This is a genomic window from Brevundimonas sp. LjRoot202 (assembly GCF_964253355.1).
Taxonomy (GTDB): Bacteria; Pseudomonadota; Alphaproteobacteria; order Caulobacterales; family Caulobacteraceae; genus Brevundimonas.
Map to the genome: position 1 here is coordinate 82,094 of NZ_CAXUQW020000008.1, position 12,559 is coordinate 94,652.

Below are 12,559 nucleotides of genomic sequence, written 5' to 3' on the forward strand. Positions count from 1 at the left end.
GACTAGAGCAGGACGATCGTGGCCAGACCGAGGAAGATCAGGAAGCCGAAGAAGTCGGTCGTCGCCGTCACGAACACCGCCGAAGAGACCGCCGGGTCGAACTTGAGCCTGGACAGGGTCAGCGGCGTCAGCACTCCGACCGTGGCGGCGACCAGCAGGTTCAGCACCATGGCCGCGGCGATCACCAGTCCGATCCGCCAGTCTTCATCGCGGAACCAGAGGGCGGTGGCGATCCCGATCAGTGGCGCCAGCACCAACCCGTTCGCCAGCCCGACCGCCAGTTCTCGCCAGAAGGTGCGCGGCGCGTTGGAACTGTTCAGTTCCCGCGTCGCCAGCGCCCGTACCGTGACGGTCAACGCCTGCGTCCCGGCGTTGCCCCCGATGGCGGAGACGATCGGCATCAGGATCGCGAGGGCGACGATCTGCTGGATGGTCACCTCGAACCAGCCGATGACGCTCGCCCCCAGGACGGCGGTGGCCAGGTTGATCGCCAGCCACGGCACGCGGCCCCGTACGATTTCCGATACTGATGAGCCGCGGTCCTCGTCCGAGACGCCAGCGAGGCGGAGGATGTCCTCGCGGTTCTCCTCCTGGATGATGTTGACGATGTCATCGACGGTGATCTGGCCGACGAGGCGGCCGGCGGCGTCGGTGACGGGGGCCGAGATGAGGTGGTATTTCTCGAAGATGTAGGCGACTTCCTCCTGGTCCTGCTCGACGGTGATTTCGTTGACCGGGTCCATGATCTCGGTCAGCGGCGTCGGCCGGGGCGCGCGCAGCAGTCGGCTGATGGCGACGCCGCCGACCGGCTTGTTGAGCGGATCGACGACATAGATGTCGAAGAACAGCTCGGGCATCTCCTCGCCCTGCTTGCGGATGTGATCGATGGTGTCGCCGACGTTCCAGAACTGCGGCGCGGCCATGACCTCGCGCTGCATCAGGCGACCGGCGGAGTCCTCGGCGTAGCCCAGTGAGCTCTCGATGGCGGCCCGGTCGACGTCCGGCATGGCGGCCAGCACGCGCTCGCGCTGGTCGTCCTCAAGGTCCTCGACCACGGCGGCGGCGTCGTCGGAGTCCAGCTCCTGCAGCGCCTCGGCGAGGGTCAGGTGCGGGACCCGCTCCAGCACCTCCTCGCGGATGCCGTCGTCGAGCTCGGGCAGGGTGTCGGCCAGAAGGTCGGCGGGCAGCCACAGCACCACCACCGCGCGGTGCTCGGAGGTCAGGAAGCCCATCAGGTCGGCGACATCGGCCGGGTGCAGGTCTTCCAGCAGGGAGCGAAGTTTCAGCCCGTCGCCGGCGTCGGAGGCGTCGACCACCTTCTCGACGAACGATGCGGTGAGGACGTAGTCCTCGTCCAGCGCCACGTGTTCGATTTCATCATCGAGGGCGGCGGGCAGGGGGGCGTCTGCGGTGGTGTTCACGCTTGGCCCTCCCTGTTTTCAGATCAGCTTTCCGCCGATGTTTCGCCCCGAGGGATTGATGAATCAATCCCGATTGAGAGTGAGAGCCCGTCCGGGCGTCGAACCGGGGTCCACTTCGCCTGACGGGCTCCAGTTCTGATGGTGCGGTCGAGAAGACTCGAACTTCCACTCCGGTTAGGGAACAGCGACCTCAACGCTGCGCGTCTACCAATTCCGCCACGACCGCTCGCATCGGAGGGGGCTGATAGCGGAGAGAGGGCGCTATGCCAAGGGTCTTCAGGCGGCTCCCGCCATGAAGTCGTAGACGTCCGCCGCGCGGGTCACGGTGATGGCGATCCGATCTTCCCGGATCTCGATCTCGCCGCGGGCGACCGGGTGATTGTTCGCCAGGATCCAGACCTCGTCGGTTTCCGAGGCGTCGAGCGGAATCACCGCGCCGCGACCCATGCGCAGCAGCTGGCTCATCGGCAGCACGGAGCGCCCCAGCACAACCGAGATCTCGACGTCGACGGCTTCGATCTGGCTCAAGGGGGACTCTGACGCTGACTGGGACTGGGCGGGTCGGTGTTGCATGGCGCTCCCGATCCCCACATTGAGGGGCACATGCTTTCCCAGTCCTTAAGCCCGGCCATATCGAAGCTGATCCGCGAGGACGGCGCTCCGGCCGAATGGGCGGTCTCCACCGGCTACGTCGACTACCCGTTCGCGGTCGAGGCCATGGAGGCCCGCGCGGCGGCCATCGCGGCCGGCGAGGCGCCGGAACTGGTCTGGCTGCTGGAGCATCCGCCGCTCTACACCGCCGGGGTGTCGTCCAGGGACAGCGACCTGCTGGAGGCGGACCGGTTTCCGGTGCATCGCACCGGCCGGGGCGGCCAGTTCACCTATCACGGGCCCGGCCAGCGGGTGGCCTATGTGATGCTGGACCTGAACCGGCGCGGCAAGGACGTGCGCGCCTTCGTGCGCGGGCTGGAGCAATGGATCATCGGCGCCCTGGGCGAGTTCGGCGTCGCGGCCGACGTGCGCGAGGGCCGCGTCGGGGTCTGGGTCGAGCGCAAGGGGCCCGGCTGGAGCCGCGAGGACAAGATCGCCGCCATCGGCGTCAAGGTGCGCAAATGGGTCAGTTTCCACGGGATCAGCCTGAACGTGGAGCCGGACCTGGGCCATTTCAGCGGCATCGTGCCGTGCGGCATCAACGAGCACGGCGTCACCAGCCTGGTCGACCTGGGCGTTCCCGCCACCCTCGACGAGGCGGACGAGGCGCTGAGGGTCAGCTTCCGCAGGGTGTTCGGAGACATCGTCACGGGCGGCCCCCCCGATTGAAGGCGATCTTAACCTTGGCGGGGGCATCGTCCTCACCAACATTCGGCCGTCAGAGTGACCTCCATGCCCGCCCCGTCGTCCAGCGCCGCCCCGGACGTCGACGCCCTGACGATGACCACCTTCTTCGAGGTGTCGCTGGACCTTCTGGTCATCCGCGAACTGGATGGGCGGGTGGTCCGGGCCAGTCCGTCGTGGGAGACCATTCTCGGCCACCGGCCCGAGGAAATGGTGGGGCGGCCTTTGCTGCGCCTGCTCCATCCTGACGACCACGCCGCCACCATGGAGAGCGTGGTCGAGGTCGAGACGCGGGGCCCGAACGATCCCGTGGTCGGGTTCATCAATCGCTATCTGCACAAGGAGGGCGGCTACCGCACCCTGGAGTGGCGGGCGCGGCGGGTCGGCGACCGGATCTACGGCGTGGCCCGCGACGTCACGGACCGGGTGGCCGCGGAGCGCGCCCTGATCGAGGCCAAGGCCGCCGCCGAGGTGGCCAATCAGGCCAAGACCGACTTCCTCGCCAATATGAGCCACGAGATCCGCACGCCGCTGAACGGGGTGATCGGCCTGATCGGAGCGCTGGGCCAGAGTGAGCTGACCCCCGGCCAGCGCGAACTGGTCGCGCTGATCGAACAGTCGGGCGTCACGCTGGAGCGGCTTGTTTCGGACATCCTCGACGTCTCCAAGATCGAGGCGGGGCAGCTGGAGTTCGTGATCGGCGACCTGGACCTTGAGCAGACGCTGGACGGGGTCATCGAGACCGCCCGATTGAAGGCCGAAGCCAAGGACGTGGCGTTCCGCGTCGAGCGCGGAGCGGGCGCGCGGGGCGCCTTCCTCGGTGACGCCACCCGCATCCGGCAGGTGCTGGACAACCTGCTGTCGAACGCCGTGAAATTCACCGCCCGGGGCGAGATCACGGTGTCCATCGACGTCGCGGACGACGCGCCGGAGCCGGGTTGCGCCCTGCTGAGCCTGGCCGTGCGGGACACCGGCATCGGCTTTGACGCCAAGGCCGCGGGCGGTCTCTTCCAGCGCTTCAACCAGGCGGACAACACCATCACCCGCCGTTTCGGCGGCACCGGCCTGGGGCTGTCGATCATTCGGTCCCTGGTCGAGATCATGGGCGGCGAGATCGTGGCCGAGTCCGAGCCCGGGAAGGGCAGTTGCTTCCGCGTGGCGCTGCCGCTTTCGCGCACGCGGTCCCTGGCGGCCCATGACGCCGCGCGCGCGGCCGAAGCGGCCCGGCCGACCAGAACAGCGGCCAATCAAGGCTGGCGGACCGAAGGATCGCCCGTGCGCCTGCTGCTGGCCGAGGATCATCCGGTCAATCAACGGGTTGTGCAGGCCATCCTCGAGGCGACGGGGATCGAGGTGGTGACGGTGGACGACGGCGCGCAGGCGGTGCAGCGCTTCGAGGCCGAGATGTTCGACCTGGTGCTGATGGATATGCAGATGCCGGTCATGGATGGACTGGCGGCGACGCGGGCGTTGCGGGGCATCGAGCGGGATGAGCCGGCGCGGCGGCGGACGCCGATCATCATGCTGAGCGCCAATGCGATGGGCCGGCACCGGGAGGAGGCGGCGGACGCGGGGGCCGACCAGCACCTCGCCAAGCCGGTCACCCCGGGGGCGCTGATGGCGGCGATCGAACGGGCGCTGCCGGCGCAGAGCGCCGCGGTGGCGTAGAACCAATCTCCACCCGACAGGGGTTGGACCCGTCCGGGATGACAAGGCGCTTTGCCCGAGGCCGGGACAGCGGGCTGAACGTCGATTGCAGCTAGGTGGAGACGCGCTTCGCCTTGCGGCGCGGTTTGATCAGGAATGACCAGGTCCCGACGCCGCCCAGCACGGCCAGGGCGAGGCCGGAGAGCACCGTCACCCATTTGTAGAGCCAGCCCCCGACCGAGCCGGCGTGAAGCGGGTAGATGGCGTGAATGGCGCGTTCGCCCGGTGTCAGGGTCTGGGCGTCGAGGGTCTGGACCACCCGGCTCGTGGCCGGATCGATCAGCACCCGGGTGCGGCCGTTGGGATGCCATTCGCCGGGCTGTTTCAGGCGAATCGAGGCCGGTTCGCCGGGCCCGGCCGGCCAGCCGGCCATGCGCAGGGTCGCGTCGGGGAATCGGGCCTGGGCGGCGGCGAGGGCGGCGGGCCAGTCGATGTCGCCGGTTCCGACCTCGGGCGATGGCGGCGCCTCGGGCGCGTTCGGGGCCAACAGGGCCCGGGCCTGGTCATGGAACACCAGGCCGGCGCCCGTCAGGCAGAAGATCAGGACCGGCACGGCGGTGATCAGGCCGAGGTTGCGGTGGCTGGAGACCAGGTCGGCCCGGCGCGTCGACCGCGGCCAGATGCGCAGGCGCGTGGCGCGCCAGGCCGGGACCCAGACCACCAGCCCGGTCAGCACCAGCAGCACCGCCGCCAGCGCCGCGACGCCGCCGACGATCTCTCCGGTCTCGCCCGCCAGCAGGTAGTGGTGCAGGTCGAAGATGAAGGCCTCGGTCCGGGCCGGGCCTGTCCAGCGGTCGAGGGTCGCGCCGTCCGGGCCGGCGACGCCCAGATCCTTCTCGGCCAGATACAGCTTGTGGGCGCCGAGCTGCGGGCCGCCGAAATCCACGGTGCGCATGTCCGGGTGGTCGGCCTCGAGCCGTTCGGCGGCGGCGCCGAGCACGGCGGGGTCGGCGGCGAAGCCGGCCCGCGCCTCGGGGTGTTTCAGCGCGATCCAGTCGTTCTCGAACACCAGCAGGGAGCCGGTCAGCCCGAACACGATGAGCAGCAGCGACAGGATCGCTCCGGCCCAGGCGTGGATGGTGCGCAGAACTCCGATCATGCTCAGAACCGGCGGGTCACGCCGAGCGTCACCGTCCGGCCGCGGCCGGCGAAGTAGCTCAGATCGTCGCCGGCGCGCGTGGTGTCGGAATTGTAGGAGATGTAGTCCTCGTCGAGCAGGTTCTGGACGCCGAGGCTGACGTCGCCGAAGCCGGCGCGCCAGACGGCGACGGCGTCGACCAGGTCGTAGCCCTCGAAATCATTCTCGGCCGGCTGACCTTCGAACTCGCGCTCGAAATAGCGCCCGGCCTGCAGGCGCAGGGACAGGGCGTCCGTCACATCGGTTTCGGCCCACAGGATCAGGCGGTCGGGCGAGATGTTGGCGCCGTCGAGATCCCGATCGACCTCGCCGTCGTCGTCGGTGTCGCTGCGCCCCTCGAGGCTGGCGTAGGCGCCGCCGAGCCGGAGCGTGTCGTTGAAGGCGTAGCGGGCGCTGACCTCGACGCCCTCGATCTCGGTCGCCTCGCGGGCCACCTCGAAGACGCCGTTGACCAGCACCAGACGGGCGCCCTTGTCGGTCTCGGAGCGGAAGGCGGCGATCGAGGCGTCGAAATCGCCGCGCGTGAACTCCAGTCCGACCTCGTAATTGTCGGTGATGACCGGCGAGATGTCGAGGAAGGTGTCGACGTCCTGGCCCGGCTGGTCGATGCCGCGCAGCACCCGGCCGACGTCGGCCATGCTGAAGCCCTGGGCGAAGGAGCCGTAGGCCTTCAGGCCCGGGACCACCTCGAAGGTCGCGCCGACGTTGGCCAGCAGTTCCTCGAAGCCGGGCTCGCCGCCGGCGACCTGCTGTCCGCCATTGTAGGAAGCGAGGGTCTGGAAGTCGTCGACGATCAGGGTGACGGTCTCGTAGCGCAGGCCGCCGGAGAGGTTCAGGCGGCCGTCGAACAGGCGCTGGTTCAGCTGCATGAAGGGGGCGAGGCTTTCGTAACGGGTCTCGGGCACCCAGTCGCGGCCGGTCAGGATCAGGCCCTGCCAGGTGGTGTCGCGCAGGGCGTCGAGGCCGACCAGGGCGCTGAGCCCGGGCAGGGGGGCGATGTCGCCCTGCCAGTCCAGCTTGAAGCCGAGCTTCTCGGAATTGTTGGCCGACTGGTCGAACAGGGTCCCGATCGGGGCGATGGACGCGTCCTGGAAGGTGCCGAAAGTCCCGCCGCCGAACACGCCGGAATAGTCGTGGGCGAAGAGTTGGGCGCGCAGCGTCCCGCCGAGGACGTTGCTGTCGGTGTAGCTGAGGGCGGCGGAGCTGACGTCGTTCGAAGGCTGGACTCCGGGGGCGTCGCCGCGGACGGAGGTGGTGGGCAGGCCGATGTCGCGGTCGCCGGCGAGGACCATATAATCGCCGTCGCCTTCCAGCTCGAAGTGGTTGACCATCAGCTCGAGGCGCCGATCAGCCGTCAGGTCGACGCCGGCCTTGCCGAAGATCGACCAGCTGACGCTGTCCTGCAGATCGCCCTGGGCCCCGTCGACGCCGACGCGGCGGTCGGCCCCGTCATAGTAGACGCCGCGGGCCTCGTACGCCGCCCCGGCGGTGAGGTCGAAGCGGCCGAAGTCCTGGCCGACGATGCCGGCCAGCTTGCCCCCGACGCTGTCGCCGAAAACGCTGTCGTCGAAGGTGGTCAGGGCCTGGACCCGGCCGGACGGGCCGGCGCCCTCGGCGGGCGGGGCGGCGGTGACGTAGTTGACCACGCCGCCGGTGGCGCCGACGCCCTGGATGGCGTTGGAGCCGAAGATGACCTCGACCCGGTCGATGAAGAAGGGATCGATGGTGAAGCCGTCGCGGCTGTCGTCGCGCAGCGGGGTCGACTGGGGCACGCCGTCGACGAGGAACAGGGGCGAGCGGCCGCGCAGGGTCTCGCCGGCGCCGGACAGCTTCTGGCGGGTGGGGGAGAAGGAGGGGATCAGGGTCGCCACGGTCTCGACGGCCGAGGAGCCGAGCGCCGTCTGCTGCGCGATCTCGGCCTCGCCGATGACCTCGACGGTGCTGGGCATGGCCGAGCGCGGCAGCTGGGTGCGGGCGGCGGTGACGATCACCTCGTCGAGCGTCGCGGCGGGGTCGGCCTGTTGGGCCAGGGCGGGCGCAGCGACCGCAAGGGACAGGACCGAGACGGACAGCAACAGACGAGAGGACAAGACGCACACCCAAGCGTTGGAGGAACAGGGGCGTCCTCCACCATGTTCGTTCTTGCAAGTCAATCTCAGTCGCAGTCGCAGGCGCGAGAAAAAACCCCGCCGGCGGGGGCCGGCGGGGCTGGGAGACCGGCGGGAACCGTCGGTCAGTCGTCGCGGCCGGCGCTGGCCGAACCGCCGGCGCTGACGTCGGCGCTGACGGACGCGTTGTTGCGGTCCGCCGAGGCCGAAGCCGAGCCGTCGGCCGAGCCGTTGGCGTCGACGCGGCGGCGACGGTTCTGGCGGGGCCGCTCGTCTTGCTCCGGGGCCGGCGCGGCCGCATCCGCGTCACCGCCGGAAGACGCCGAGCCGGAGCCCGAGCCGGAGCCGGAAGCGTCGCCGGTGAGCGAGCCGCCGCCCGCCGAGGCCGCGCCGTTCAGCGCGCCGGCCAGCGATCCGGAGGCCGAACCGGCCGCGCCGTCAAAGACGCCCTGGAGCGCGCCCTGGCCGGAGCCCTGGGCCCCGGCAGCGACCGAACCGGCCGGGCTTTGCGCCTGTTCCGCCGTGGCGGCGGCGCGACGTTCGGCCCGGGCGCGGGCGGCGGCGGCGCGGCGTTCGGCGCGCGCGCGCAGACGGTCGGCGCGGGCGGTGGTTTCGCCCAGTCGGTCGCGGGCGAAGGAGCCGTCAATCGAGCCCGTCAGGCCGCCCGTGACGTTGCCGCCGAGCTGACCGCCGAGGCCGCCGATCTGGCCGCCCAGTCCGCCGCCGAGCCCGCCCGAGCCGCCCAGCACCTGGGCGTTGGCGGCGCCGGCCAGGGCCATGGTGAAGGCCGCCGTGGTCATCAGCATCAGGGTCTTGCGCATCTCGTCTCTCCTGCAGTGAGCGGGCGGGAAGGAAGCCGCCCTCGCAGGGTCCAACGACCGGCGCGCCGGGATTCATCCGGCGCGGCTGGAAATCAGCGCGAAAGCCGTCCCCGGGCGCCGACGGCGGCGGGCGGCACGCGCAGGTCGGCGGCGACGAGGCCGCGGCCGTAGACCGGGTCCGGGCCCCGCGCGCCGAGGTCGCGGGCCCGGGCGGCGAGAGCCTGGACGGCGGCGTCTCCCGTTCCTCGCTGGCGGGCCAGCAGCCCGGCCACCAGCGGCGCGGCGAACGAGGCCCCGCGCACCGAGACATAGCCCTGACCGGCTCCCGCCGCGGCCATGTCGGCGCCGGGGGCGGAAAAGTCGACCTGTGGGCCCCGGGCGGCTTCCGGCAGGGCCCGGCCGCGCGCGTTGACGCCGACGACTCCGACCACGTCCGGATAGCCGGCGGGATAGAGCGGCGGGGCGGCGGGGCCGTCGTTGCCGGCCGCCGCGACGATCAGCACGCCGCGGGCAGAGGCCCGGCGCACCGCGGCCTCGACCAGTGTATTGCGCGGACCGACGAGGCTGACGTTGACCACCGGCACGTCGTTCCGGACCATCCACGCCAACGCCTGGGCCACGCCCGTGGACGCGCCGCCGGACGGCGAGCCGCCATAGACGTCGGCCACGAACAGGGTGGCGCCCGGGGCCGCGCCGGAGAAGGCGTCCGACCGCCCGGCCAGCAGCGACGCCACAGCCGTGCCGTGGGCGCCGGGCCGGGCCTCGCCGGCGAAGCCCTGCTGGCGGATCGCGGCGCCCGCCAGGGCCGGATGGCGGGCGTCGACGCCGGTGTCGATCAGGCCGACCCGCACGCCGCCGCCCTGGGCCGGGCCGGGCGACGCGGCGCCTGCGACGGTCGCGCCTTCCGCCGTCCCGGCCGGGCTGTAGACGTGGTTGAATTCCCAGGCCCCGTCGGGGTCGAGGTCGCGCAGGCGCTCGACGGCCCGGCGCAGCGACAGGCCGCGCGGCGGAGCAAGGACGACCACGGCGAGGTCGAGCCCTTCGAGGCGGTCCTCGCGCAGAACGGTGAAGCCGGCGTCGAGGGCGATGCGGCGGCTGGCCGGCGACGGATCGACGGCCACGATCTCGGCCCGCACCACGGGCCAGCCCAGCGGATCGGCCTCGAGGGCGCCGCCGGACTGGCGGATCAGGCCGCGCACCCGCGACGGGGCCTGGAGGGTTTCGTCGACGCGGTCGCGCAGGCGGTCCTGCAGCCGGTCGGGGTCGACGGGCAGGCGGTCCGGGAGGGGCAGGCGGGGGAGGCTGGGCGCGCCGCCGGGCAGGCCGATCTGCGCCTGCGCCGGGGCGGCGACCGACAGGATCGCCAGCGCCGCGAGAATGGTCGCCATGCGTAGACCGATCAGCAAGAACCTGCTCCTTTCGTTCCGGGCATCAAAGGCCATTGGCCTCGGCCCGACAATGGATGAAACGTCGGGGGCGGGACGTTTCATCCGCATGACCGGAGTGTGCGCTTGGATGGGTTTCAGACGGAGCTGGTGGCGCTTCTGCCAAGGCTGCGTCGTTTCGCGCGCGCCGTCTGCCGCTCCGACGCCGACGCCCAGGACCTGGTGCAGGCCACCGTCGAGCGGGCGCTGGCCAGGCGCGGCGGCTATCGTCCCGGGACGCGGCTCGACAGCTGGGCGTTTACGATCATGAGGCGGATCCATATCGATGAGGGGCGGGCGAGGACGCGGTGGGGACGGGTGGTCTCGCCGGAGAATGAAATGACGCCGAACGTGGCGGACGCCGGGCAGGCGGACGAGGGGCTGCGCGCCGACGCGCTGGCGGTGCGGCAGGCGCTGCGCCGGCTGCCGGACGATCAGAGGCTGGCGGTGGCGCTGGTGCTGGTCGACGGCCTGTCCTACGCCGAGGCGGCCCAGGTGTTGGGCGTGCCGGCCGGCACCCTGACAAGCCGCCTGGTGCGCGGCCGCCAGACCCTGATCCAGACCCTGACCGAACAGGGAGTGAGCGCATGACCGGTCCAGCCCCCTTTGATGACGAAATCCTGATGCGGCGGGTGGACGGCGAACTGACGCCCGAAGCCGGAGCGGCGATCGATGCGGCGGCGGCGGCCGATCCGGCGCTGGCCCGGCGGCTGGAGCAACTGCGCGGTCTGCGGACGCTGACGCGCGAGGCGTTTCCGGCCGCGCCCGATCCGCGCGACGCCGGACTGGCGCGGCTGATCGCGGGCGGGGCGGTCCGGCCGGAGCCGTGGACGGCGCCGCTGGCGGGCCGTCTGCGCGACGCCTTCGCGCCACGCCATGCGGCGATCTGGGGCGGGGCGGCGGCCTGTTTCGTGCTGGGCCTGGCCGTCGGCTGGTCGGGCCAGGACCGGACGCCGGACGGATTCGCGGTCGCGGCCGGTGGCGCGATCGCCGACGCCGGTCTCGTCCGGGTGCTGGATCGCGGCCTGGCGGCCGACGCCGCGGATGCCGAAGGGCGGGCGGTCGGGCTGACCTTCCGGGACGCCGGGGGCCGCTGGTGCCGCACCTTCCAGGCCGCCGAGGCGGGGGTGGCGGGCCTGGCCTGCCGTGAAGGCGCTGGCTGGGGCATGCAGGTGCTGGCCCCGTTCGAGCCTTCGGGCTCGGAGGTGCGGACGGCCGGAGCCGACACGCCTGACGCGGTGCTGAGCGCGGTGGACGCCCTGATCGCCGGCGAAACGCTGGACGCCGCGGCCGAGGCGCGGGCCCGCGACGCCGGCTGGCGCTGATCGTCAAGCTTTACGGATGAAACAGGCTGGGCCGTTCGTTGGACCCGGCATGGACGAAGACACCCTGCGCAGCCGCGTTGAACGCTGGCGCCGCCGCGCCGCGGAAGCGCTGGACGCCCGCGAGCGCTCGGCCAGTGCGGAACTGGCCGAGCACTACGAAGCCCTGCTGGCCCGTTTGCTGGACGGCCGGAACCGGCCGGCGGACGGGCTGCAGGAGTCGGCGGCCGCCTCGGGCGGGGACGGCCGCCGCCGACGCGTCGTCGTCAGCTAAGGACGACGATCGCCACGCGCCGGTTCTGGGCGCGGCCTTCCTCGGTGTCGTTCGAGGCCACGGGCTCTTCCTCGCCATACGAGATGGTGGCCATCCGGTTCAGGGCGATGCCGTCGCGGCTGAGGAAGCGGCGCACCGCTTCGGCCCGGGCCTGGCCCAGTTCCTCATTGTATTCCTCGTCGCCCGTGGCGTCGGTATGACCCTGGATCTCGAGGTAGACGTTGCGGTTCTCGGCCTTGAGCCGCTGGGTGAGTTCGGCCAGCCGGGCCTCGGCTTCCGGCGACAGCGCATGCTGGTCGGTCGGGAATTTCATCGAATCATCGGCGAGCACGACCTCATAGAGGAACTTGCCCTCCGCGAGTTTGTGGGCGGCGTTGGCGCGGGCCAGGGCCTCGCCGGCAAGGCCTTCGACCCCGGTGACGCGGGTGTCGACCACGGCGACGTTGTCGCGCACGAACCGGTGGCTGGCGCAGCCGCTGGCGGCGAAGCCAAGCGCGAGAACTGCGCCGGTGAGGGCGGCGGTTCTGAAAGTCGATCTGTTCAAAACAAAGTCTCCTGAGTGCGGGTCGGCAGGCCCGTTGATTCCCCGAACGCTTAGCTAGCTGAGCCGGAACGGCAGAGTGATGACCTATCCGCGGCAAGAAAATGTCAAAGACGACGCAAGAACAGTAAAAACGAACACCGGTCGCCACGATCCTGACGTGAGACAATGGTCATCAAAGCATTGCCGCGACTCGCTGCTAATCTCGGATTTCCGATGCAAGAACATAAGACAAGCAGCAGGAAGTCTTCCACGGGACGGTGGATTGGCGCCGGAGCGCTCAGCATCGGGCTGCACCTCGGCCTGCTGGCGGTGCTGATCCTGTCGGAGCCGGCGTCCTCGCCGCTTCCGTCGCCCGAGCCACCCCCAACGCCGGTGGAGGTCACCTTGTTCCGTCCGCCGCCCCCGCCGCCGCCGCCGGTCCCCGAAAAACGCACCGACGCGCCGGTCGAGGGCGGCTCGTCCGCG

General features: G+C 71.2%; 12 protein-coding genes, 1 tRNA gene and 1 pseudogene. 6 read left to right on the plus strand and 8 right to left on the minus strand.

Going from position 1 to position 12,559, the window contains the following annotated elements; genetic code table 11:
• Nucleotides 1-2: 2 nt before the first annotated feature.
• The 3 genes from mgtE to ACSQ1L_RS12970 all read right to left on the minus strand — a co-directional run bounded on the left by mgtE (nucleotide 3) and on the right by ACSQ1L_RS12970 (nucleotide 1,949).
• Nucleotides 3-1,421 (minus strand): magnesium transporter, encoded by a 1,419-nt coding sequence (gene mgtE / locus ACSQ1L_RS12960; protein WP_435995241.1) that lies wholly within the window; start codon nucleotides 1,419-1,421, stop codon nucleotides 3-5.
• A 139-nt stretch (nucleotides 1,422-1,560) separates the two neighbouring features.
• Nucleotides 1,561-1,647 (minus strand) — tRNA-Leu (locus tag ACSQ1L_RS12965).
• A 50-nt stretch (nucleotides 1,648-1,697) separates the two neighbouring features.
• Nucleotides 1,698-1,949, minus strand: coding sequence for a FliM/FliN family flagellar motor switch protein (locus ACSQ1L_RS12970; protein WP_298744034.1), 252 nt, complete (start codon nucleotides 1,947-1,949; stop codon nucleotides 1,698-1,700).
• A 75-nt stretch (nucleotides 1,950-2,024) separates the two neighbouring features.
• Between ACSQ1L_RS12970 and lipB the strand changes: the two genes are divergently transcribed.
• Together lipB and ACSQ1L_RS12980 are read left to right on the plus strand one after the other, a co-directional pair.
• On the plus strand, nucleotides 2,025-2,741 hold the full coding sequence (gene lipB, locus ACSQ1L_RS12975; protein ID WP_435995243.1) for a lipoyl(octanoyl) transferase LipB: 717 nt from the start codon (nucleotides 2,025-2,027) through the stop codon (nucleotides 2,739-2,741).
• A 63-nt stretch (nucleotides 2,742-2,804) separates the two neighbouring features.
• Entirely contained in the window at nucleotides 2,805-4,424 is a 1,620-nt protein-coding gene (locus tag ACSQ1L_RS12980) for a response regulator (protein ID WP_435995245.1), read from the plus strand.
• Between the two features lie 91 nt (nucleotides 4,425-4,515).
• Here ACSQ1L_RS12980 and ACSQ1L_RS12985 read toward each other — a convergent pair whose 3' ends face one another.
• The 4 genes from ACSQ1L_RS12985 to ACSQ1L_RS13000 all read right to left on the minus strand — a co-directional run bounded on the left by ACSQ1L_RS12985 (nucleotide 4,516) and on the right by ACSQ1L_RS13000 (nucleotide 9,936).
• Entirely contained in the window at nucleotides 4,516-5,562 is a 1,047-nt protein-coding gene (locus ACSQ1L_RS12985; protein ID WP_435995247.1) for a PepSY-associated TM helix domain-containing protein, read from the minus strand.
• A 2-nt stretch (nucleotides 5,563-5,564) separates the two neighbouring features.
• The gene (locus ACSQ1L_RS12990) at nucleotides 5,565-7,700 is read right to left on the minus strand and encodes a TonB-dependent receptor (RefSeq protein ID WP_435995249.1); all 2,136 of its coding nucleotides are present in this window, start codon (nucleotides 7,698-7,700) and stop codon (nucleotides 5,565-5,567) included.
• A 134-nt stretch (nucleotides 7,701-7,834) separates the two neighbouring features.
• On the minus strand, nucleotides 7,835-8,530 hold the full coding sequence (locus tag ACSQ1L_RS12995) for a hypothetical protein (RefSeq protein ID WP_435995251.1): 696 nt from the start codon (nucleotides 8,528-8,530) through the stop codon (nucleotides 7,835-7,837).
• Nucleotides 8,531-8,622: 92 nt separating this feature from the next.
• On the minus strand, nucleotides 8,623-9,936 hold the full coding sequence (locus tag ACSQ1L_RS13000; protein WP_435995253.1) for a S8 family serine peptidase: 1,314 nt from the start codon (nucleotides 9,934-9,936) through the stop codon (nucleotides 8,623-8,625).
• Between the two features lie 99 nt (nucleotides 9,937-10,035).
• Here ACSQ1L_RS13000 and ACSQ1L_RS13005 point away from each other — a divergent pair, with 99 nt between their 5' ends.
• The 3 genes from ACSQ1L_RS13005 to ACSQ1L_RS13015 are packed head-to-tail and all read left to right on the plus strand — an operon-like array spanning nucleotide 10,036 to nucleotide 11,550.
• A complete protein-coding gene (locus ACSQ1L_RS13005; protein WP_435995255.1) occupies nucleotides 10,036-10,545 on the plus strand; it encodes an RNA polymerase sigma factor in 510 nt (169 codons plus the stop codon).
• The gene (locus ACSQ1L_RS13010) at nucleotides 10,542-11,279 is read left to right on the plus strand and encodes a hypothetical protein (RefSeq protein WP_435995257.1); all 738 of its coding nucleotides are present in this window, start codon (nucleotides 10,542-10,544) and stop codon (nucleotides 11,277-11,279) included. Before ACSQ1L_RS13005 ends, ACSQ1L_RS13010 begins: the two co-directional genes overlap by 4 nt.
• Before the next feature lie 49 nt (nucleotides 11,280-11,328).
• Complete coding sequence (locus tag ACSQ1L_RS13015; RefSeq protein WP_435995259.1) at nucleotides 11,329-11,550, plus strand: hypothetical protein; 222 nt, start codon at nucleotides 11,329-11,331, stop codon at nucleotides 11,548-11,550.
• Here ACSQ1L_RS13015 and ACSQ1L_RS13020 read toward each other — a convergent pair.
• Nucleotides 11,543-12,094: an OmpA family protein gene (locus tag ACSQ1L_RS13020; protein WP_435995261.1), complete on the minus strand. Its 552-nt coding sequence runs from the start codon at nucleotides 12,092-12,094 to the stop codon at nucleotides 11,543-11,545. The two genes, ACSQ1L_RS13015 and ACSQ1L_RS13020, sit on opposite strands and share 8 nt — an antisense overlap.
• A gap of 213 nt (nucleotides 12,095-12,307) precedes the next feature.
• Here ACSQ1L_RS13020 and ACSQ1L_RS13025 point away from each other — a divergent pair.
• Nucleotides 12,308-12,559 (plus strand): annotated as a pseudogene (locus tag ACSQ1L_RS13025) (hypothetical protein); the annotation flags it as partial.

Excerpts from the sequence above, each read along its gene's own strand:
- lipB (WP_435995243.1), top strand. The coding sequence starts at position 2,025 with ATGCTTTCCCAGTCCTTAAGCCCGGCCATATCGAAGCTGATCCGCGAG.
- ACSQ1L_RS12980 (WP_435995245.1), top strand. The coding sequence starts at position 2,805 with ATGCCCGCCCCGTCGTCCAGCGCCGCCCCGGACGTCGACGCCCTGACG.
- ACSQ1L_RS12985 (WP_435995247.1), bottom strand. The coding sequence starts at position 5,562 with ATGATCGGAGTTCTGCGCACCATCCACGCCTGGGCCGGAGCGATCCTG.
- ACSQ1L_RS12995 (WP_435995251.1), bottom strand. The coding sequence starts at position 8,530 with ATGCGCAAGACCCTGATGCTGATGACCACGGCGGCCTTCACCATGGCC.
- ACSQ1L_RS13010 (WP_435995257.1), top strand. The coding sequence starts at position 10,542 with ATGACCGGTCCAGCCCCCTTTGATGACGAAATCCTGATGCGGCGGGTG.
- ACSQ1L_RS13015 (WP_435995259.1), top strand. The coding sequence starts at position 11,329 with ATGGACGAAGACACCCTGCGCAGCCGCGTTGAACGCTGGCGCCGCCGC.